Below are 19,884 nucleotides of genomic sequence, written 5' to 3'. Positions count from 1 at the left end.
GGGGGTCGCACCGTAGCGGGCGTCCGCCTGGTGGACGGGCCCGCACAGGTGAGCGGGCCCACCGTCAGGCGGGCCCGCTCACGAGGCTGCCGATACCTGCTTGAAGGTTCCTGCAGTGGCTCTGGAACTGCTGTCCGGGCGAGCCGTGGCCCACCCGCGGCTCACGCCGGCTGCTGCGCCGCCGCGATGCGCTCGTTCCGCAGCGCCTCGTACCAGTGGTCGTCGATCGGCGGCAGCGCGTTCACGTCCAGCGCCAGCTTCAGCAGCAGATCGGCGATCTGCGGGTTGCGGGCGAGCACGGGCCCGTGCATGTACGTGCCGAACACCGTGTCGTTGTACGCGCCCTCGGTGCCGTCCCCCGTGCCGTTGCCGCGGCCCAGGCGGACCTGGGCGAACGGGCGGGCCGTCGGGCCGAGCCGCGTGTGGCCCTGGTGGTTCTCGAACCCGGTCAGCGGCGGCAGGCCGAGGCGCGGGTCGATGTCCGCGAGCACGTCGCCGACGCACCGCTCGCCGTCACCGCGGACCGTGGTCACGTCGAGCAGGCCGAGGCCCGGCTCGCGCTGCCCGAGGTCGTTGATGAAGTCGTGGCCGAGGATCTGGTACCCGGCGCAGACCGAGAAGACGATCGCGCCGTTCTCCACCGCCCGGTACAGGTGCCCGTCCCGGCGCAGCCGCTCCGCCGCGAGCCGCTGCGGGCGGTCCTCACCGCCGCCGATCAGGTAGATGTCGCCGGACGTCGGGATCGGCTGGTCGCTGCGCACGTCGAGCCGCGCCACGTCCAGGCCCCGCTGCCGGGCCCGCCGCTCCACGACGAGGGCGTTGCCCTGGTCGCCGTAGGTGCTGAGCAGGTCGGGGTAGATCCACACCAGCCGCAGTTGGTTGTCGCTCATGAGGTGATCGCCCTTCGGGGTCAGTTGCCGACGCGGCGGCGCAGGTCCTGGAACGCGGTGTAGTTCGCGATGACCTCGATACGGCCGGGCGGGGCCTGCTGCACGGCCTGGTCGAGGGTGTCGCAGACCTGGAAGTGCTGGTTGGCCACCTCCAGGCGGACCGCGAGGTCCAGCTTGCGGTCGCCGATCACGAAGATCGGGTGGCCGGTGAGCCGGGTGTAGTCGACGTCCCAGAGCCAGGAGGTGTCGGTGCCGTCCGCGCCGCGGGCGTTCACCGAGAGGATCACCGGGGTCGGCGGCGGGTCGATCAGCGAGAAGGTCTCCAGCCAGCCGGCCGGGTTCTTCGCGAGCAGCAGCCGCAGGTCGCGGCCGAGGAACTGCACGACGTCGTAGCGCCCGGCGACGGCCTGCACCTGGTACATGCGCTCCAGGGCGACCTGCGGCGGCACCCCGAAGACGGCGGCGACGGCCGCGGAGCTGGCCGCGTTGGCCTTGTTGGCGCGGCCCGGCAGCTGGAGGTGGATCGGCCAGGCCGACCCGTGCGGGTCGAGCACGTGGTCACCGGAGAGCGCCCAGGTCGGCGCCGGGCGGCGGAAGCCGCACTCGCCGCAGAACCAGTCGTCGCCGGGCCGCTGCATCACACCGCCGCAGGCCGGGCAGGACCAGGCGTCGTCCTTCCACATCTGCCCCGCGGCGACCCAGATCACGTTGGGGGAGGACGACGCGGCCCACACCACCAGCGGGTCGTCGCAGTTGGCGACGATGACGGCCTTGGAACCGGCCAGGCCCTCGCGCCAGTTCTCGGCGAGCATCCGGGTCTCGGCCGCGCGGTCCAACTGGTCGCGGGAGAGGTTCAGCAGCGCGATGCACTTGGGGTCGGTGTCACGCGCCACGCCCGCCAGGTACTTCTCGTCCACCTCGATCACGGCGAACCGCGACTCCGAGCCGCCGGCCAGCGCCGAGGTGATGCCGGCCGGCATGTTCGCGCCGAGCGCGTTGGACACGACCGGGCCCGCGGCGCGCAGCGCCTCGGCGATCAGCCTGGTGGTCGTGGTCTTGCCGTTGGTCGCCGAGACCAGGACGCAGTCCAGGTTCTGGGCGAGCCGGCCGAGCAGGTCGGGATCGAGTTTGAGGGCCACCCGGCCGCCGATCACCGATCCGCTGCCGCGCCCCGCGGCTCGCGACGCCGCAGCGACCGCCTTGCCCGCGGTCACAGCGAGCTTGGCCCGCGGCGAAAGCGGGTCCGAGTTGGCTGACATCAGTTCTCGATCCTCCTTGCGTACGCGCCGCGCCTCTGCCTGACGGCAACGTGGTGATGGTCAGCCTATCGAGATACATGCATGCACCCGAATTCCGGCCTGCCCCTGCGCGGCGGGGCTGCGCCCCCGAGACCCTACTCTTGCGCTCATGCGACACCGTTCCATCCCGGGCACCCGCGGGCGCGTCCGGCCACTGACCCTGCTCGGCGACGCCGTACTGCGCGAGCCCTGCCGGGAGGTCACCGACTTCGGCCCGCATCTCGCGGGCCTCGTCGAGGACCTGTTCGCCACGATGTACGCCGCCGAGGGGGTGGGCCTCGCGGCCAACCAGATCGGCGTCCCCCTGCGGGTGTTCGTGTACGACTGCCCGGACGACGAAGATGTACGTCACTTGGGCCATCTGGTCAATCCCCGCCTGGTCACGGCCGACGGACTGGTCCTGCGGGGTCCGGAGGGCTGTCTGTCCCTGCCGGGCCTGGAGGCCGGTACGGAGCGCTACGACCATGCCGTGGTCGAGGGCTTCACGGTGACCGGGGAGCCGGTCACCGTGCACGGCACGGGGTTCTTCGCCCGCTGTCTCCAGCACGAGTGCGACCACCTGGAGGGCGGGGTGTACGCCGACCGTCTGACGGGGCTGCGCCGCCGCCGGCTGATGCGGCAGGTGACACGGGCGTCGTGGGGCCGGTGAGCCGGGTACGGGGGGCGTCGCCCCATCCCCGGTGCCGGCCGCCGGCTCGGTGGGCCGGCTCAGAAACCCGGTCCGCCGATCTTGTCGCCGGCCGCGGCCAGCCGGCCCCACAGCAGGTCCGCGAGGCTCTTGACCAACTCCGCGCGGGTGCAGGGGCGTTCGCCGAGCCACCAGTCGCCCGCCGCGTGCATCATGCCGACGATGCCGTGGCCCCAGACCCTGGCCAGCTGCTGGCTGCCCGGGCCGAGGTCGAGGCGCTCCTCGATGACCTGGGCCAGCTCCTCGCCCATTCTGCGCAGCAGCGGTGCGCTGTGCTTGCCGGTGTCGAACTCCTGCTCACCCTGGGTGCCCTCGGCCGGATGCATCAGGAACCGGTACACCTGCGGGCGGGCCTCGATCGCGGCGAGATAGGTGTCGAGGGTGGCCTCCACCCGCTCGCGGCGCTCGGCGGGGGCGTCCAGCGCGGCCCGCAACGAGGCCAGCAGGGCGTCGGTGTGACGCTTGGCCAGCGCCGCGTAGAGGCCGCTCTTGTCGCCGAAGTGCCGGTAGAGGATCGGCTTGGTGATGCCCGCTTCGGCGGCGATGGCGTTCATCGAGGCCTGCGGGCCGTCGCGGAGCACCACTCGGTCCGCGGCCTCGAGGAGTTCGCGCCGTCGGCGGTCGGCGGACCTCTGCTGTTCGGTCCGCTGCGTGGTGTCCATGTGCTCTCCCCACCCGTGCTGTTTCGGTGACGCCTGCGCAAACTAACACTGACAACGCCCCTGACATCGAACGGGCTGCCGACCCGACGTCAGGAGTTGACTTTTCCTACTGATCGGTAACAGACTCAGGTTACCGCTAGTAACATGCACGCACCGCCGCTGGAGGGGACATGGCCGAGTTCACCATGGAGCTCAACGACGAACAGAAGGAGGTCCGGGACTGGCTGCACGGCTTCGCCGCCGACGTGATCCGCCCCGCGGCCGCCGAATGGGACGAGCGTGAGGAGACTCCCTGGCCGGTCATCCAGGAGGCCGCGAAGGTCGGCATCTACTCCCTCGACTTCTACGCGCAGCAGTATTTCGACTCCACCGGCCTCGGTATCCCGATGGCCATGGAGGAGCTGTTCTGGGGCGACGCGGGCATCGCCCTGTCCATTGTGGGCACGGGCCTGGCCGCCGTGGGCGTTCTCGCCAACGGCACCGAGGAACAGATCGGCACCTGGATCCCCCAGATGTACGGCGACGCCAATGACGTCAAGGTGGCCGCGTTCTGCTCCTCCGAGCCCGACGCCGGCTCCGACGTGGCCTCCATGCGTACCCGCGCGGTGTACGACGAGGCCAAGGACGAGTGGGTCCTGAACGGCACCAAGACGTGGGCGACCAACGGCGGCATCGCCAACGTCCACGTCGTCGTCGCCGTCGTCGACCCCGACCTCGGCTCCAAGGGCCACGCGTCCTTCATCGTCCCGCCCGGCACGCCCGGCCTCGGCCAGGGCCAGAAGTTCAAGAAGCACGGCATCCGCGCCTCGCACACCGCCGAGGTCGTCCTCGACGACGTGCGGGTGCCCGGCTCCTGCCTCCTCGGCGGCAAGGAGAAGCTCGACGAGCGCCTCGCCCGCGCCCGCGAGCGCGCCAGGGCGGGCGGCGAGCGGGTGAAGAACGCGGCGATGGCCACCTTCGAGGCGTCCCGGCCGGCCGTCGGCGCGATGGCGGTCGGCACCGCCCGCGCCGCCTACGAGGTCGCGCTCGACTACGCCGTCACCCGCGAGCAGTTCGGCCGTCCGATCATCGACAACCAGGGTGTGGCCTTCCAGCTCGCCGACATGCGCACCTCCATCGACGCGGCGCGGCTGCTGGTGTGGCGGGCCTCCTGGATGGCGATCAACGGCAAGCCGTTCACCGCGGCCGAGGGCTCGATGTCGAAGCTGTTCGCCAGCGAGACGGCGAAGAAGGTGACCGCCCAGGCCATCCAGATCCTCGGCGGCAACGGCTACACCCGCGAATACCCGGTGGAGCGGATGCACCGGGACGCGGCGATCTACACGATCTTCGAGGGGACGAGCGAGATCCAGCGACTGGTGATCGCCAGGACCCTGGCCGGGGGTGTGGCGATCCGCTAGACGCGGGGGCTCGCAGGTGTCCACGGGCGTCCGCGGGCCCGTCGTGCTCGCTCGCGCAGTTCCCCGCGCCCCCAGAAGGGGCGCGGGGAACTGCGCGACCAGCCACGACGGACCCGCACGGAAACCGCTGCCCCGCCAGACCCGCCCGCCCTCAAGGGGAACCGCTGCTGTGGGCGATGCACGCCACGTCGATGCGGTCGGCCAGCTTCGCCAGTTCGATCGTGAGCGCGGCGACGGTGTCCTCGTCGAGTTCGTCCTCGCCGGCCTCGACCAGGTGCAGCCACCGGCCGCCGAGCGTCCGCAACAACTTGCTGACATCGGCCGCGGCGACCTGCAAGGTGCCCCGGTCGTCGACGATCAGGGGCAGAGTTACTTCGCGGTTCACAGACGGGATGGTAGCCGCGCGGCCCTCACGCACCCTGCCAAACCGTCGTGATGTTGCAGAACTCGCGGATTCCGTGCCCGGACAGCTCACGCCCGTACCCGGACCGCTTGACCCCGCCGAACGGGAACGCCGGGTGCGAGGCGGTCATCCCGTTCACGTACACCGCCCCCGCCTCCAGATCCCGCGCGAACCGCTCGACCTCCTGGTCGTCACGCGTCCAGACGTTCGAACTCAGGCCGAACGGCGAATCGTTGGCGATCAGCACCGCCTCGTCCGGATCGGCCGCCCGGTACAGCGTGGCCACCGGCCCGAACGCCTCCTCCCGGTGGATGCGCATCGCACGCGTGATGCCGGCGAGCACGGTCGGCGGGTAGTACCAGCCCGGCCCGTCCGGACGTTCGCCACCGCACAGCACCTGCGCCCCGGCCCGCCGCGCGTCGTCGACCAGTTCCTCCAGGTCGGCCCGGCCCTGTTCGGTGGCGAGCGGCCCGACCCCGGTGTCCTCCTCCATCGGGTCGCCGACCTTCAACTCCCGCATCCCCGCGACGAATCGCTCGGCGAAGGCGTCGTAGACGTCCGTGTGCACGATGAACCGCTTCGCGGCGATGCAGGATTGGCCGTTGTTCTGCACCCGCGCGGTCACCGCGACCTTCGCCGCACGGTCCAGATCGGCCGAGGGCATGACCACGTACGGGTCCGAACCGCCCAGCTCCAGCACGGTCTTCTTGATCATCTCGCCCGCGGTGGACGCGACGGCCCGCCCGGCCGGCTCGCTCCCGGTGAGGGTCGCCGCCTTGACCCGGTCGTCGCGCAGGATCTCGTCGACCGCCCCCGCACCGATCAGCAGGGTCTGGAAGGTGCCCTCGGTGAAGCCCGCCCGGTGGAAGAGGTCCTCCAGGTACAGCGCGGTCTGCGGCACGTTCGAGGCGTGCTTGAGCAGGCCGACGTTGCCCGCCATCAGCGCGGGCGCGGCGAAGCGCACCACCTGCCAGAGCGGGAAGTTCCACGGCATCACCGCGAGCACCGGGCCCAGCGGCCGGTAGCGCACCCGCACCCGGGCCGCGCCGGAGTCCTTCACGTCCCGCTCGGCGGGCTCCTCGTCGGCGAGCAGTTCCTCGGCGTGGGCGGCGTACCAGCGCATCGCCTTGGCGCACTTCACGGCCTCCGCGCGCGCCTGCACGACCGGCTTGCCCATCTCGGTGGTCATCACCCGGCCGATCTCCTGCTGGTCCTCCTCCAGCAGGTCGGCGGCGCGGTTCAGCAACCGGGCGCGCTCGGCGAACGACGTCGTCCGGTACGTGCGGAACGTCGCCTCCGCGAGCTGGAGCCGGCGCTCCAGCTCCTCCTCGCCCATGGCCTCGTACGTCTTGAGCGTCTCGCCGTTCGCCGGATTCACCGTCGCGATGGGCATGACCGACCTCCCTGTGAGCGGGTGTGCTTCGACCTTCGCGCGCCGCGCTGCCGCGCGCAACGCGTGGGCCGCTGTTCAGTACGCGTGCCCGGTCCGTGGGCGCGTGTTCAGTCCGTGTGCTCCGCCAGCCGGTCGAGAAACGCGGCCTGTGCCTTGACGATCAGCTCCCGGCCCCGGTCCAGGCCCAGCCACGCGACCCGGTCCAGCTCGGGGAACTCCTGCGTCCGCCCGGAGCGCGGCGGCCACTCCATGGTGAAGGTGCCGGGCACCATGTCCGCCGGGTCGAGATCGGCCTCGATCGCCCACACCGTGACGATCTTGCCGCCCGACTGCCTGACCTCGCCGAGCGGCAGGGCCTCCCCGTCGGGCGGGGCGAGCCCCAGCTCCTCGCGGAACTCCCGGCGCGCCGCGTCCCAGGCCGGCTCGTCCGGCTCGTACTCGCCCTTCGGGACGCTCCACGACCCGGCGTCCTTGCGGGCGTGGAAGGGCCCGCCCATGTGCCCGAGCAGCACCTCCAAGCCGTCCTCGGTGCGCCGGAAGAGCAGCAGACCGGCACTGCGCCGCGCGGTCACGGGTGCACCTCGGGATGGGCCGCCAGCAGGTTCTCCACGGTGTCGGCCTCCTCGGCGCGTTTGTCCTCGCGGTAGCGCACGACGCGGGCGAAACGCAGGGTCACGCCCGCCGGATAGCGGGTGGAGCGCTGGAGGCCGTCGTAGGCGATCTCGACGACGAGTTCGGGGCGTACGGTGACGCCCCAGCCGTGCTCCTCGACGGCGAGTTCGCGCAGCCGGCCGGTCTGCCAGGCGAGCATCGCGTCCGTCATGCCCTTGAACGTCTTGCCGAGCATGATGAACGCGCCGTCCGGGCCGCGCGCCCCGAGGTGCAGGTTGGAGAGTCTTCCGGTACGGCGGCCATGGCCCCACTCGGCGGCCAGCACCACCAGGTCGAGGGTGTGCACCGGCTTGACCTTCAGCCAGGAGGCGCCGCGCCGGCCGGCGCTGTACGGGGCGTCGAGCGCCTTGACCACGACGCCCTCGTGGCCGCGCGCCAGCGTCTCGGCGAGGAACGCCTCGGCCCGCGCGGTGTCCTTAGGCCCCGTGACGAGCGTACGGCGCACCCGCATCGGCTCCGGCACCAGCCGGGCCAGCTCCGCGTGGCGCTCGGTGAACGGCAGGTCGAGCAGGTCGCGGTCGCCGACGGCGAGCGCGTCGAAGAAGACGGGGGAGACGGGCACCGCCTCGGCGGCCGTCGCCACGTCCACCCGGGAGCCGACGCGGCCCGCGGTGTCCTGGAAGGACCGCGGCCGCCCGTCCGGCCCGAAGGAGAGCACCTCCCCGTCCAGGATGAATCTCTCGCCCGGCAACTCCCGTGCGGCCGCCGTCACTTCGGGCAGCCGGTCGGTGATGTCGTCGAGGGTGCGGGTGTGTACGCGTACGGTGTCGCCGTCCCGGTGGACCTGGACCCGGATGCCGTCCAGCTTCTCCTCGACCGCGCAGCCGTCCAGCTTCGCGACCGCCTCGCCGACCGAGGACGCGGAGTGCGCCAGCATGGGCAGCACCGGACGCCCCACGGTGAGCCGGAACCGTTCCAGGGCGGGCGGCCCCTCGGTGAGCAGGGCCTGCGCCACCGGCTGGAGCGCCCCGGCCAGCATCACGGCCCGCCGTACGTCCGCCGGGGGCGCGCCGGTCGCCTCGGCGAGGCCCTCCACCGCGACGGCGTCGAGCGCGCCCTGCCGTACCTCGCCGGTGAGCAGTCCGAGCAGGTACCGCTGCTCGTCCGCCGTGGCGGCGCCCATCAACTCGGCCACCAGCCGCTGTCGTTCGGCCTGCGAGCCGGGGCCCGCGACGGTCGCGAGCTCGGTGAGCAGCGCGTCCACCTCCCGCACGGTGAGCCCCGGTGCGGCGGCGGGCTCCACGGGCCGTCCGAGCACCTTCCACCCCACCCCGAGGCGGCCCTGCGGCAGGCGTCCCGCCAGGTACGGGATGACGATCGGTACGTCGTCCGCGTCCGCCTCCCGGAACAACTCCGCGAGCAGGGCGGTCTTGCGGGACCGGGCGGAGGTGGCGGCGACCTCCCGCGACACGTCGGCGAGCCGGGTCAGCAACATGCAGCCATCGTGCCTCGGGCCGTCCGGCGGCACACCTGCGCGGTATCCGCCCGCGGACCGGTGGGGGGTGTTCGCGCAGTTCCCCGCGCCCCTGAGGGGTGGGGCCTGCCCCCGGACGGACTGCTGCGGCCGCGTCGTGGTCACCCGCGCAGTTCCCCGCGCCCCCAAAAAGGGGCGCGGGGAACTGCGCGACCAGCCCACGACGGCCCGCAGTCATCCACCCGCGATCCGGCCCCATCCAAAAAGGGGCGCGGGGAACTGCGCGATCAGCCACGACGGAGCCGCACCAACGACCCCGACCCGGCCCGCGCTGCCGAATTGACAAACGGCCTTGCCGAAACTGCAATGAAGTCATGGATGACGAGACCGCCCACGACGCCGGCGCCGACGACGACACCGACGGCGTGCTCGCCGCCGTAGGCCCCCGCCTGCGTCGCATCCGCAAGGAGCGCGAGGTGACCCTCGCCGCCCTCTCGGAGGCGACCGGCATCTCCGTCAGCACCCTCTCCCGCCTGGAGTCCGGGCTGCGCAAGCCCAGCCTGGAGCTGCTGCTGCCGATCGCGCGGGCGCACCAGGTGCCGCTGGACGAACTGGTCGGCGCCCCGCCGGTGGGAGACCCGCGGGTGCGGGCGCGGCCGATCGTGCGGCACGGGCGCACCTACCTGCCGCTCACCCGCCAGCCCGGCGGCCTCCAGGCCTTCAAGATCATCGAGCCGCGCCGCACCGGCCACCCCGACCCCCGCACCCACGAGGGCTATGAATGGGTGTACGTGCTCTCGGGAAAGCTGCGGCTGGTCCTCGGCGAGCACGACGTGGTGCTGGCGCCGGGGGAGGCGGCCGAGTTCGACACCCGGGTCCCGCACTGGTTCGGCTCGACGGGCGAGGGTCCGGTGGAGTTCCTCAGCCTGTTCGGGCCGCAGGGCGAGCGCATGCACGTGCGGGCGCGGCCGCGGCAGGAGGGCGGTGGGGGCGGCGCGGGCGAGGAGTGACGGAGGCCATCCGGCCGCCGCGGTTCCCTGAAGGCAAGCGACCGCTTAGTATGCGATCGACCGGTCCGACGGCCGGTCCGACGACGCAGTCGACGCAGCCCGTGGAGGCCCCCCATGCAGGCATGGCACGTGCACGAGAACGGCGAGCCGAGCGAGGTGATGCGCCTCGAAGCGGCGGAGACACCCGTGCCGGGCGAGGGGCAGGTGCTGCTGCGCGTGCGCGCCGCCAACATCAACTTCCCCGACGTGCTGATGTGCCGAGGCCAGTACCAGGTCCGGCCCCCGCTGCCGTTCACCCCCGGCGTGGAGATCTGCGGCGAGACCGAGGACGGCCGCCGCGTCATCGCCAACCCGGCCCTGCCGTACGGCGGTTTCGCCGAGTACGCGGTCGCGGACGCCGCCGCCCTGCTGCCCGCCCCCGAGGCGCTGGACGACGCCCAGGCCGCCGCCCTGCACATCGGTTACCAGACCGGCTGGTTCGGCCTGCACCGCAGGGCGCACCTGGAGGCCGGCGAGACGCTGCTCGTGCACGCCGCAGCCGGCGGCGTCGGCAGCGCCGCCGTCCAGCTCGGCAAGGCCGCGGGCGCCACCGTCATCGGCGTCGTCGGCGGCGCCGACAAGGCCGCCGTCGCCCGCGAACTCGGCTGCGACGTCGTGGTCGACCGCCGCACCGAGGACGTCGTGGCCGCGGTCAAGCAGGCCACCGGCGGCCGCGGCGCCGACGTGATCTACGACCCGGTGGGCGGCGACGCCTACGCCCAGTCCGCCAAGCTGGTCGCCTTCGAGGGCCGTATCGTCGTGGTCGGCTTCGCGAGCGGCTCCATCCCGAGCCCCGCGCTCAACCACGCCCTGGTGAAGAACTACTCGATCGTCGGCCTGCACTGGGGCCTGTACAACACCAAGAACCCCAAGCTGGTCCAGCACTGCCACGAGCAGCTCACCGAGCTGGCCGCCCGGGGCGTCGTCAAGCCCCTGGTGAGCGAGCGCGTCCCGCTGGCCGGGGCCGCGGCCGCCGTGCAGCGGGTCGGCGACGGCCTCACCACGGGCCGCGTCACGGTGCTGCCCGCCCTGAGCGAGGGAGCCGCCGTATGATCGTCGACGCAGCCGAACTGAGGCGTCGCACCGCCGAACTGCTCGCCGCGCACCCGCCCGCCGAGACCGGGCGGCAGGCCTTCCTCGAAGCCCGCTTCGACGCCGGACTCGCCTGGGTGCACTACCCCGAGGGCCTCGGCGGCCTGGGCGCGCCGCGCACCCTCCAGGCCGTCGTGGACGCCGAGCTGGAGGCCGCGAGCGCCCCCGACAACGACCCGCGACGGATCGGCATCGGCCTCGGCATGGCCGCCCCGACGATCCTCGCCTACGGCACCGAGGAGCAGAAGCGGCGCTTCCTGCGGCCCCTGTGGACCGGCGAGGAGGTGTGGTGCCAGCTGTTCAGCGAGCCCGGCGCCGGCTCCGACCTGGCCGCGCTCGGCACCCGCGCCGTCCGCCAGGACGACGGGGACTGGGTGGTCGACGGGCAGAAGGTGTGGACCTCCAGCGCCCACCTCGCCCGCTGGGCCATCCTCATCGCCCGCACCGACCCGGACGTGCCCAAGCACGCCGGCATCACCTACTTCGTCTGCGACATGACCGACCCCGGCGTCGAGGTGCGCCCGCTGCGCCAGATCACCGGCGAGGCGGAGTTCAACGAGGTCTTCCTCACCGGCGTCCGCATCCCCGACAGCCGCCGCCTCGGCGAGGTCGGCGACGGCTGGCGGGTCGCCCAGACCACGCTGATGAACGAGCGCGTCTCCATCGGCGGGATGCGGCTGCCCCGCGAGGGCGGCATGATCGGCCCGGTCGCGCGGACCTGGCGCGAGCGGCCCGAACTGCGCACCCCCGACCTGCACCAGCGCCTCGTCGGCCTCTGGGTGGAGGCCGAGGTCGCCCGGCTCACCGCCGAACGCCTGCGCCAGCAGCTCGCCGCGGGCCAGCCCGGCTACGAGGGCTCCGGCATGAAGCTCGCCTTCGCCCGCCTCAACCAGGAGATCAGCGGCCTGGAGGTCGAACTCCGCGGCGAAGAGGGCCTGTTGTACGACGACTGGACCATGCGCCGGCCCGAGCTGGTCGACTTCACCGGCCGCGACGCGGGCTACCGCTACCTGCGCTCGAAGGGCAACAGCATCGAGGGCGGGACCAGCGAGGTCCTGCTGAACATCGTCGCCGAACGCGTCCTCGGCCTGCCCGCCGAACCGCGCACCGACAAGGACGTCGCCTGGAAGGACCTGGCCCGATGAGCCCGCAGCCCGACCTGCTGTACTCGGAAGAGGAAGAGGCGCTGCGCGCCGCCGTGCGCGACCTGCTCACGGACCACTGCGGCCCGGCGGACGTGCTCGCGCGCGTCGAGTCGGACGCCCCGCACGACCTGTCGCTGTGGAAGTCCCTCGCCGACGGCATGGGCCTCGCCGGGCTGCTGGTGCCCGAGGAACTCGGCGGCCACGGCGCCACGCACCGCGAAGCGGCCGTCGTCCTGGAGGAGTTGGGGCGCGCGGTGGCCCCGGTGCCGTACCTCGCGAGCGCCGTGGTGGCCACCGAGGCGCTGCTGGAGAGCGGCGACGCGGAGCTGCTCGGACGGCTCGCGTCCGGGCGCGCCATCGGCGTGCTGGCCGTCGGCCTGCACCTCGCGCCGGGCGCGGACTTCCCCGTCGTGGACGTCGAAGACGGCCTTCTGAGCGGTGAGTTGACCGCCGTCGCCGACGCCGCCGCGGCGGACGTGCTCCTGGTGCCCGCACGCGACGGCGACCTGTACGCGGTGGCCGCCGCGGACGCCGTCGTCACTCCGCAGACCTCCCTCGACCTGACCCGCCCGGTCGCCACCGTGACCCTCACCGGGGCGCCCGCGCGGCGCCTCGGCCCCGCCGCACCGGCCGTGCGCCGCGCCCTGCGGGCCGGTGCCGGGCTGCTCGCCTCCGAGCAGCTCGGCCTCGCCGAACGGACCCTGACCGACACCGTGGGCTATCTGAAGGAGCGGAGGCAGTTCAACCGCCCGGTCGGCGGCTTCCAGGCGCTCAAGCACCGGCTCGCCCAGCTCTGGCTGGACGTCGTGCACCTGCGCGCCGCGGCCCGGGGCGCGGCCGACGCCCTCGCCACCGGGGCCGACGCCGAACTCGCGGTCGCCGTGGCGCAGTCCTTCGCCGCCCCCGTCGCCGTCCGCACGGCCGAGGAGGCGCTGCAACTGCACGGCGGCCTCGGCATGACGTGGGAGCACCCGGTCCACCTGTACCTCAAGCGCGCCAAGGCCGACTCGATCGCCTACGGCACCGCGGGCGCCCATCGCGACGCCGTGGCCGCCCTGGTCGACCTGCAAGCGCCCTGACGCCCCACCGGAAGCTGACGCCCCATCGGAAGCTGACGCCCCACCGGAGAAGCTGACGCCCCACCGAGAGCTGACGCCCCACCGGAAGCGCGCCCGTCCGCGGCGGGCCGCCCTCCGGCCCCGCGCCCGACGGAAGCCCGCCCCACCCGGGGCGGGCTTCCTCGCGTACCCCGCCGGGCGGGTGAACGCGTGGCGGCGGTCCGGCCAACTCCTGTCAGGTACAGGCTTATCGGGGTCCTCGCGGACCCATACTCCCTGTGGTTCGCACCCGCCCCACAGGGAGGAACGCATGGCCCTCGTCACCCGTCGCAGAGCCCTCACCGCGTTGGGCGCCACCCTCGCGGCCGTGCTCGCGCCGCCCGCGGGCACCGCCTTCGCCGACGGCGCCCCGTCCCGCACCCGCCCGCTGTGGCGCGCCCACGCCCACAACGACTACGAGCACCCGCACCCGCTGTCGGACGCCCTCGACCACCGCTTCGGCAGCGTCGAGGCCGACATCTTCCTCGTCGGCGACCAGCTCCTGATCGGGCACGACGCCTCCGAACTCGACCCGAGGCGCACCCTCGAATCCCTCTACCTCGACCCCCTCGCGGCCCTCGTCAGGGCCAACAACGGCTCCGTGTACCGGGGGTGGCGCCGGCCCCTGCAGCTGCTCATCGACATCAAGACCGAGGGCTCGTCGACCTACCTCGAACTCGACCGGCATCTGCGGCGCTACCCGCACCTGTTCACCACCTGCGTCCACGGCCGCGTCCACCCCGGTGCCGTCACCAACGTCATCTCCGGCGACCGGGCCGCCCGCATCCCGATGGAGGCGCAGAGCGTCCGCCGCGCCTTCTACGACGGCCGGCTCACCGACCTCGCCACCACCGCGCCCGCCTCCTTCGTCCCGCTGATCTCCGACAACTGGACCCTCAACTTCACCTGGCTGGGCGCCGGGACCTTCCCGGACGCCGAACGCGCCACGCTGCGCGGCATCGTGGACCGGGCCCACGCCCCACGGGCAGCAGGTCCGCTTCTGGGCCACCCCCGACCTGCCCGGCCCCGACCGGGACGCCCTGTGGACGGAACTCCTCGCCGCGGGGGTCGACTTCTTCAACACCGACGACCTCTCCGGCCTGGAAGCCTTCCTGGACACCCACCGCGCCGACTGAACTCCACCCGTTCGGAGGACATGTCAGCCGCCCGGACGAACCCTCCGCTACGCCACACTTGCGGCCGAACGCCGCGAAGTGGACGTGGCGGAGGAGGCGCGCGATGGCGATTTCGATCTCTGCGGTGGTCCTGCTGATGATCCTGGCGATCATCTTCCTGCGCAACGGCGGGCTGAAGGTCTCCCACGCCCTGGTCTGTGCCCTGCTGGGATTCTTCCTGGCCGGCTCGACCATGGCGCCGACCATCAGCCAGGGACTGAGCGCGACCGCCGACCTGGTGAGCAGTCTGCATCCCTGACCATCGGGGCGCGCCCGCCGGCCGGCGGGCGCGCCCCGATGGCTCCGGTGCCGGGAACCCCGCTCACCGCGTCGAGAACACCCCGATGCCGTTCGGCACCGGGCGCTCGGCGCCGCCCGTGGGATGGTTGCGCACCGACACCGCGCTCGCGCCCGGCGCCCGCGCGACCAGCGTCGTCGACCCGCCCCCGTCGAGGCTGAACCCGTCGACCGCGCCCAGCGAGCGCAACGCCGCGGCGACCTCGGCGATGGTCAGCCCGGTGCGGTAGGCGGGCGCGCCGTCCAACGCGAACAGCAGCAGCCGCCGGCCCCCGTCCGCGATGCCGACCGCCGTGCGCACCGCGGCCGTGGCGTTGTCGAGACCGGGCAGCGGCTTCCCGTGCGAGAGCACCGGATACCCGCCGAGCGCGAAGCGGTACGGCACCCGGGACGCCGACGCCACCAGCCGGTGCCGTACCGTCACCCGCTCGCCGATCGAGAGCTTGCGCAGCCGCTGCGCACCCGCCTCCCGCCCCACCAGGACGGTCGTACCCGACGCGATGGCGCCGGAGCCCGGGGTGTCCGCCACCGCCACCACCCGGCCGTGCCGGACCGTCACCTCATAGGTGTCCGAACTGCACGGCGCGGCCCGGTCGGTGTCCGTGCCGCAGGTCGCCCGCGCCCGCGAGACGCCGCCCCACAGCGAGGTGAACGCGCCCACGGAACCCACGGGCAGCGCGAACTGGTTGAACCCGCCGAGCGGCAGCGCCCCGGCGGGGGAGCGGACCGACCCGACGAGCGAGATGCTGTCCAGCCGGGCCCGCCGGTCGGTGCCGACGCCGAGGACGTTCTTCGTCGTCGTACCGGGCGGCAGGGACGGACCGAAGCGCTGCCCGTCGGGCACCGCGGCCTTCAGCTCCCGGCCGCTCGCGATCGCCGGGCCGTCGGTCGCGCCCGTCGCCTCGACGCCCGGGTGCTGGGTCTCGGTGATGTCGAAGAAGTCGCCGTTGACACCCGCCACGGCGCCGGCCGAGTCGGCCAGCCGGGAGACGGCGGCGCGGGCGGCCACCGCTCCCGGGTGCAGCAGGTCGAGCCGCACATGCGGGTCGCGCAGGTCGACGGTGACCACATGGGCGTGGGTGAGCCCCTTGGCCGCCTTGATGTCGTACTGCCGGTAGGTCACGCCGGCCGCGATCCGCTCGGACCGCGGAACGGCACCGGCCGGTGCCGCCCCACCGAGGGCCGCACCGGCCAGCGCACCTAAGGACGCGAGGACCGCGAGAACCGATCTGCCGAGCTTCCGAGGTTTCTGACGATGTGTCACTGTGCCCCCTGATGTCTCGTCAACTGTCCCTGGAGTCAGGGGACAGGACTCAGGGGAAGTGCACCAGAGCGCCCGGTGGCGCGGAGGTTGCTATCCGCCGATGACCCGCGAACGGATCAGGAATCGCACTCCTTCGGGTGCTTCCAGGGAGAATCCGCTGCCACGGCCGTCGACCACGTCCACGATGAGCCGGGTGTGGCTCCAGACCTCGAACTGGCTCTTGGACATCCAGAATCCGACCCGGTCGTCCACCCCGTCGACGGCCAGCTCGGCGAGCAGCACGTCCGAGCCGCCCGTCTTGAACTCCCCCTCCGGATAGCACATCGGCGCGCTGCCGTCGCAGCAGCCGCCCGACTGGTGGAACATCAGCGGCCCGTGCGAGGCGCTCAGCCGCCGCACCATGTCGGCCGCGGCGGGCGTGAGTTCGACGCGGGGGATCTCCTCGTACATGATCACCGTCCAGGAGGTGAGCGGCGGCGGAATTGCCCGCCCCCAGTCTCACGTCGCGTCGGGCCCGCGTCCACCGTGCGGGGTTCCGCGGGATTCTTGTGACGCCCCGTCACTCCGTGCGCAGCGCCGTCGCCGTACGCACCCGTGCCGCCCAGCCCGCCGGCAGCAGCGCGCCCACGACGGCCACGGCCGCCCCGGTCAGCCCGAGCAGCAGCAGCCCTGGCAGGTGGTAGACGTCCACGACGTAGTGCGGCAGGCGCAGTCCGGCGGCGCGGCCCATCGCGGGCATCACCAGCGCGTGCAGGGCGTATCCGAGCGGCACGCCCAGCGCGCCGCCCACGAGACCGGGCACGACGACCGACGCCACCACCATCGCGACCGTCTGGCGGGGCGTCATACCGAGCGCCTTGTGCACCCCGAGGTCGCGGACCCGCTCCCGGGTGTCGAGCACCACCCCGCCGAGCACGCCCAGCGCCGCCACCGCCGCCAGCATCACGCTGAGCAGCGCCGTGACCGAGTCCAGCGCGTCCGCGACATCGCTGCCGTTGACGAACTTGTCGGAGGTCGCGGAGATCCCCAGCGGCTTCAGCCGGGCGTCGAGCGCCTTCACGTACATCGCCACGTCCGTGCCCGGTGCGACGTCGACGTAGTGCGCGGACACCGTGAGGCCCGGGTCGGCGTGCGTGAGGGTGCGGATGTCGGTGAACACGTGCATCCCGTCCTCGCCGGTGTCGAAGACCTCGCCGACGATACGGACCGGCACCTGTGTGCCGTGCACGGTGAGCGTGACCGTGTCGCCGACCCGCGCCCCGGCCGCCGCGAGGAACGGCGTCGCCGCCACCGCCTCGCCCGCGCCGTGCAGCCAGCGGCCGCTCACCATCCGGAAGCCGCCCCAGGACGCGTCCCCGTCGAACGCCACCACCGGCACCTCGCCGGTGACCCCGGTGACACCCGCCCGCTCCGACGCGCTGCCGTACTGCGCGCGCGTGCCGGACTGGGCCGCGATGGCCGTCTTGATCCGGGTCGCGTCGTCGGCCGTCGGCGGCCGCTGCCCCGGCTCCGCCCGCGTGCCGCCCGGCGCGGACAGGCCCACGGTGACATCGGCGGCGTTGTGGTTCTTGGCGGCGATCACCGCGCCGAGCGACGAGGACAGGCCGGTGGCGAAGGTGACGGCCGCCGCGCCGAAGGCGATCGCCACGACCATCGCGGCCGTCCGGCCGGGCCGGGCGAACGGCCGGGCGAGCCCCAGTGCGAGGCCCGGTGGTACGGGCAGCCGGGCCGCGAGCGCGGTGGCCCGGCGGCCCCGCGCCGTACCGGCCGAACGGCCCACCGCGAGCGCGTCCACCGTGCGCAGCCGCCCGGCCCGCCAGGCGCTCGCGCAGGCCGCGCCCGCGACCACCGCCAGCACCGCGGCGACCACCACCACGTCGACCCGCACGGCCACGCCGAGCCCCACCGTGCCGTACGCGTCCGCCGTGTCGGACAGCAGCGGCACCGCCAGCAGATGGCCCGCCGCCACGCCCAGCGCCGTCGCGGCCAGCGCCGGGACCAGCGCCTGCGCCGCATGGGCGCGCACGACCTGGCCCGGGGTGCAGCCGACCGCCTTCAGCACGCCGATCCGGCGCAGCCCGGTGGCCACCGTGCCCGCGACCATGCTGCCCGCGACCAGGGCCGACATCATCAGCCCGAGCACGCCGAACGTGACCAGGAACGGCACGAACAGGGCGGTGTCCCGGTTGGCCGCCTTCTTGACGGCCAGCCAGGACCGCGCCGTCTGGAGGGACTTGGCCGGTACGGCGGCCTCGACCGCCGAGCGCCCGGCCGCGACCTGCGCGGCGGTGCCGGCCTCGGTGAGGCGGTACAGCATCTGGTACCCGGCGGGATGCCCCGACGCGGACAGCGCCGTGATCTCCGCGGGCGTCACCCACCCGTCGGCGGTACGGCTGACCGAGCGCGCGACGCCGACCACCGTGAGGGTCGGGCTGCCCGGCAGGTCCGGGAAGGAGAGCCGGTCCCCGAGGCGGGTGGGGGTGTCCGACCCGGCCGCGATCACGACCTCGCCGGTGGTCCGCACCCAGCGGCCCTGGGTCAGGGTGACCCGGTCCACCGCGCCGCCCCGGCTCGCGCGGCCCACCAGGGCGAGCGGGGCGGCCTCGCCGCCGTCGGGGGTGCCCGGGGCGGCGGACACGGTCGGGTAGGGCCCGGCGGCGGCCGCGACCCCCGTCGTGTGCGCGGACGCGGCCAGTCGCGCCGCCGTCACCCGCCGGGCGTCGAACTGGGCGGTCAGATGCGCCCCGTGCTGGCGGGCGAAGGCGGTGTCGAAGGGCTTGTCCGACGCCACGAGCAGCGCCCCGGCCAGCACGGAGGCCGTCACGGACAGCAGCGTGGCCAGCGCGACCACCGTCGTCTGCACCCAACGCCGCGTCACACCGGCCCGGACCACGCGCGTGAGCGCGCTCATCGAAGGGCCTCCGCACCGGAGGAACCGGAGGAACCGGAGGAACCGGAGGTCCCGGTGGCACCGGAGGTCCCGGTGACGCCGGCCGAACCCGCCGCGCCCGCGGATCCCGCGGCACCGGCGGCGCCGGGCGAATCCCCCGCCCCGGCGGCCCTCACCCCGGCGATCCCCGCCCCGGCGGTCCCGGCGTCGGCGACCCGGCCGTCCGCCAGTCGTACCGTCCGCCCCGTGCACGAGCGCGCCAGCGCGTCGTCGTGCGTGACCAGCAGCAGTGTCTGGCCCTCCGCGTTGAGTTCGCGCAGCAGGCGCCCCACGTCGTCGCCGGACGCCGAGTCCAGCGCGCCGGTCGGCTCGTCGGCCAGCAGCAGCGGGGGGCGGTTCATCAGCGCCCGCGCCACCGCCACCCGCTGCCGCTCGCCCCCGGAGAGCCGGGCCGGGTAGGCGTCCGCGTGCCGGTCGATGCCGAGCGACCCCAGCAGCTCGGCGGCGCGCCGCCGGGCCTCCCGGCGGCCGGTCCCGGCCAGCCGGGCGGCCAGGACCACGTTCTCGGCCACCGTCAGATCGTCCAGCAGGTTGAAGAACTGGAAGACCATGCCGATCTTCTCCCGCCGGTAGCGCGCCGCCCCCGCCTCCTTCAGCCGGTCCACCCGCACCCCGTCCACGGCGACGGTCCCCGCGTCCGGCCGGTCGAGACCGGCGATCAGGTTCAGCAGGGTCGACTTGCCGCTGCCCGAGGGGCCCAGCACGGCGACGGCCTCACCGGCCCGCACGGTCAGCGACACCTCGGACAGGGCGGGCGGCCCGGCGGCGTAGCGCCTGGTCACCTCGGTGAGTTCGATCACGGCTGTGCTCATGGTCCCTCCCGGGTCGGTACGTCGGTGCCCCGACGCTAGGGAGGGTCCGGGCCGTGCCACGTCCGGCGGCGGAGGTGAATGCCGTACCGCGCCGGTACGACGGCCTGCGAGGTCATCCTTGCGATGTAGTCGACGGGAGGAGCCGAACCGGCCGCCGGAGGGATGTCCGGGCCCGGCCGGCCG

Annotated in this window: 18 protein-coding genes and 1 pseudogene; 8 read left to right on the top strand and 11 right to left on the bottom strand. The window is 73.7% G+C overall.

Going from position 1 to position 19,884, the window contains the following annotated elements:
- Window positions 1–161 precede the first annotated feature (161 nt).
- Both WN71_RS15675 and WN71_RS15670 read right to left on the bottom strand, forming a co-directional pair.
- Window positions 162–890: a type 1 glutamine amidotransferase gene (locus WN71_RS15675; RefSeq protein ID WP_046587506.1), complete on the bottom strand. Its 729-nt coding sequence runs from the start codon at window positions 888–890 to the stop codon at window positions 162–164.
- A gap of 20 nt (window positions 891–910) precedes the next feature.
- Window positions 911–2,149 (bottom strand): MurT ligase domain-containing protein, encoded by a 1,239-nt coding sequence (locus WN71_RS15670; RefSeq protein ID WP_046587505.1) that lies wholly within the window; start codon window positions 2,147–2,149, stop codon window positions 911–913.
- 148 nt (window positions 2,150–2,297) lie between these two features.
- Here WN71_RS15670 and def point away from each other — a divergent pair, with 148 nt between their 5' ends.
- Window positions 2,298–2,837, top strand: a complete 540-nt coding sequence (def, locus tag WN71_RS15665; RefSeq protein WP_046587502.1) for a peptide deformylase — start codon at window positions 2,298–2,300, stop codon at window positions 2,835–2,837.
- 59 nt (window positions 2,838–2,896) lie between these two features.
- Here def and WN71_RS15660 read toward each other — a convergent pair whose 3' ends face one another.
- Entirely contained in the window at window positions 2,897–3,538 is a 642-nt protein-coding gene (locus tag WN71_RS15660) for a TetR/AcrR family transcriptional regulator (RefSeq protein ID WP_046587501.1), read from the bottom strand.
- A 170-nt stretch (window positions 3,539–3,708) separates the two neighbouring features.
- Here WN71_RS15660 and WN71_RS15655 point away from each other — a divergent pair, with 170 nt between their 5' ends.
- On the top strand, window positions 3,709–4,938 hold the full coding sequence (locus WN71_RS15655) for an acyl-CoA dehydrogenase family protein (protein ID WP_046587499.1): 1,230 nt from the start codon (window positions 3,709–3,711) through the stop codon (window positions 4,936–4,938).
- Between the two features lie 151 nt (window positions 4,939–5,089).
- Here WN71_RS15655 and WN71_RS15650 read toward each other — a convergent pair whose 3' ends face one another.
- From WN71_RS15650 to WN71_RS15635, 4 genes are all read right to left on the bottom strand, one after another.
- A complete protein-coding gene (locus tag WN71_RS15650) occupies window positions 5,090–5,323 on the bottom strand; it encodes a DUF6213 family protein (RefSeq protein WP_046587498.1) in 234 nt (77 codons plus the stop codon).
- A gap of 25 nt (window positions 5,324–5,348) precedes the next feature.
- A complete protein-coding gene (locus WN71_RS15645; protein ID WP_046587496.1) occupies window positions 5,349–6,734 on the bottom strand; it encodes an NADP-dependent succinic semialdehyde dehydrogenase in 1,386 nt (461 codons plus the stop codon).
- A gap of 107 nt (window positions 6,735–6,841) precedes the next feature.
- On the bottom strand, window positions 6,842–7,306 hold the full coding sequence (locus WN71_RS15640; protein WP_046587494.1) for an NUDIX hydrolase: 465 nt from the start codon (window positions 7,304–7,306) through the stop codon (window positions 6,842–6,844).
- Complete coding sequence (locus WN71_RS15635) at window positions 7,303–8,841, bottom strand: ATP-dependent DNA ligase (protein ID WP_046587493.1); 1,539 nt, start codon at window positions 8,839–8,841, stop codon at window positions 7,303–7,305. The genes WN71_RS15640 and WN71_RS15635 overlap by 4 nt, the downstream gene beginning before the upstream one ends.
- 353 nt (window positions 8,842–9,194) lie before the next feature.
- Between WN71_RS15635 and WN71_RS15630 the strand changes: the two genes are divergently transcribed.
- From WN71_RS15630 to WN71_RS15605, 6 genes and pseudogenes are all read left to right on the top strand, one after another.
- Window positions 9,195–9,830, top strand: coding sequence for a helix-turn-helix domain-containing protein (locus tag WN71_RS15630; RefSeq protein ID WP_046587492.1), 636 nt, complete (start codon window positions 9,195–9,197; stop codon window positions 9,828–9,830).
- Window positions 9,831–9,944: 114 nt separating this feature from the next.
- Window positions 9,945–10,922, top strand: a complete 978-nt coding sequence (locus WN71_RS15625; RefSeq protein WP_046587490.1) for an NADPH:quinone oxidoreductase family protein — start codon at window positions 9,945–9,947, stop codon at window positions 10,920–10,922.
- Window positions 10,922–12,106 (top strand): acyl-CoA dehydrogenase family protein, encoded by a 1,185-nt coding sequence (locus tag WN71_RS15620; protein ID WP_046587780.1) that lies wholly within the window; start codon window positions 10,922–10,924, stop codon window positions 12,104–12,106. The genes WN71_RS15625 and WN71_RS15620 overlap by 1 nt, the downstream gene beginning before the upstream one ends.
- The gene (locus WN71_RS15615) at window positions 12,103–13,185 is read left to right on the top strand and encodes an acyl-CoA dehydrogenase family protein (RefSeq protein ID WP_046587489.1); all 1,083 of its coding nucleotides are present in this window, start codon (window positions 12,103–12,105) and stop codon (window positions 13,183–13,185) included. The genes WN71_RS15620 and WN71_RS15615 overlap by 4 nt, the downstream gene beginning before the upstream one ends.
- Before the next feature lie 289 nt (window positions 13,186–13,474).
- Window positions 13,475–14,339: pseudogene (locus tag WN71_RS15610) on the top strand (phosphatidylinositol-specific phospholipase C/glycerophosphodiester phosphodiesterase family protein).
- A gap of 103 nt (window positions 14,340–14,442) precedes the next feature.
- Entirely contained in the window at window positions 14,443–14,637 is a 195-nt protein-coding gene (locus tag WN71_RS15605) for a hypothetical protein (RefSeq protein WP_046587488.1), read from the top strand.
- Between the two features lie 63 nt (window positions 14,638–14,700).
- Here the strand turns inward: WN71_RS15605 and WN71_RS15600 are convergent, their stop codons facing one another.
- The 4 genes from WN71_RS15600 to WN71_RS15585 all read right to left on the bottom strand — a co-directional run bounded on the left by WN71_RS15600 (window position 14,701) and on the right by WN71_RS15585 (window position 19,701).
- Complete coding sequence (locus WN71_RS15600) at window positions 14,701–15,939, bottom strand: phosphodiester glycosidase family protein (protein WP_079177887.1); 1,239 nt, start codon at window positions 15,937–15,939, stop codon at window positions 14,701–14,703.
- 90 nt (window positions 15,940–16,029) lie between these two features.
- The gene (locus tag WN71_RS15595) at window positions 16,030–16,389 is read right to left on the bottom strand and encodes a DUF779 domain-containing protein (protein ID WP_046587487.1); all 360 of its coding nucleotides are present in this window, start codon (window positions 16,387–16,389) and stop codon (window positions 16,030–16,032) included.
- Window positions 16,390–16,498: 109 nt separating this feature from the next.
- The gene (locus WN71_RS15590; protein ID WP_206300083.1) at window positions 16,499–18,850 is read right to left on the bottom strand and encodes an ABC transporter permease; all 2,352 of its coding nucleotides are present in this window, start codon (window positions 18,848–18,850) and stop codon (window positions 16,499–16,501) included.
- Window positions 18,847–19,701 (bottom strand): ABC transporter ATP-binding protein, encoded by an 855-nt coding sequence (locus WN71_RS15585; RefSeq protein WP_079177886.1) that lies wholly within the window; start codon window positions 19,699–19,701, stop codon window positions 18,847–18,849. Before WN71_RS15585 ends, WN71_RS15590 begins: the two co-directional genes overlap by 4 nt.
- Window positions 19,702–19,884 lie beyond the last annotated feature (183 nt).

The organism is Streptomyces mangrovisoli, assembly GCF_000974985.2.
Taxonomy (GTDB): Bacteria; Actinomycetota; Actinomycetes; order Streptomycetales; family Streptomycetaceae; genus Streptomyces; species Streptomyces mangrovisoli.
Note: the sequence above shows the minus strand (reverse complement) of the source record. Positions and strands in the feature narration are given on the sequence as shown.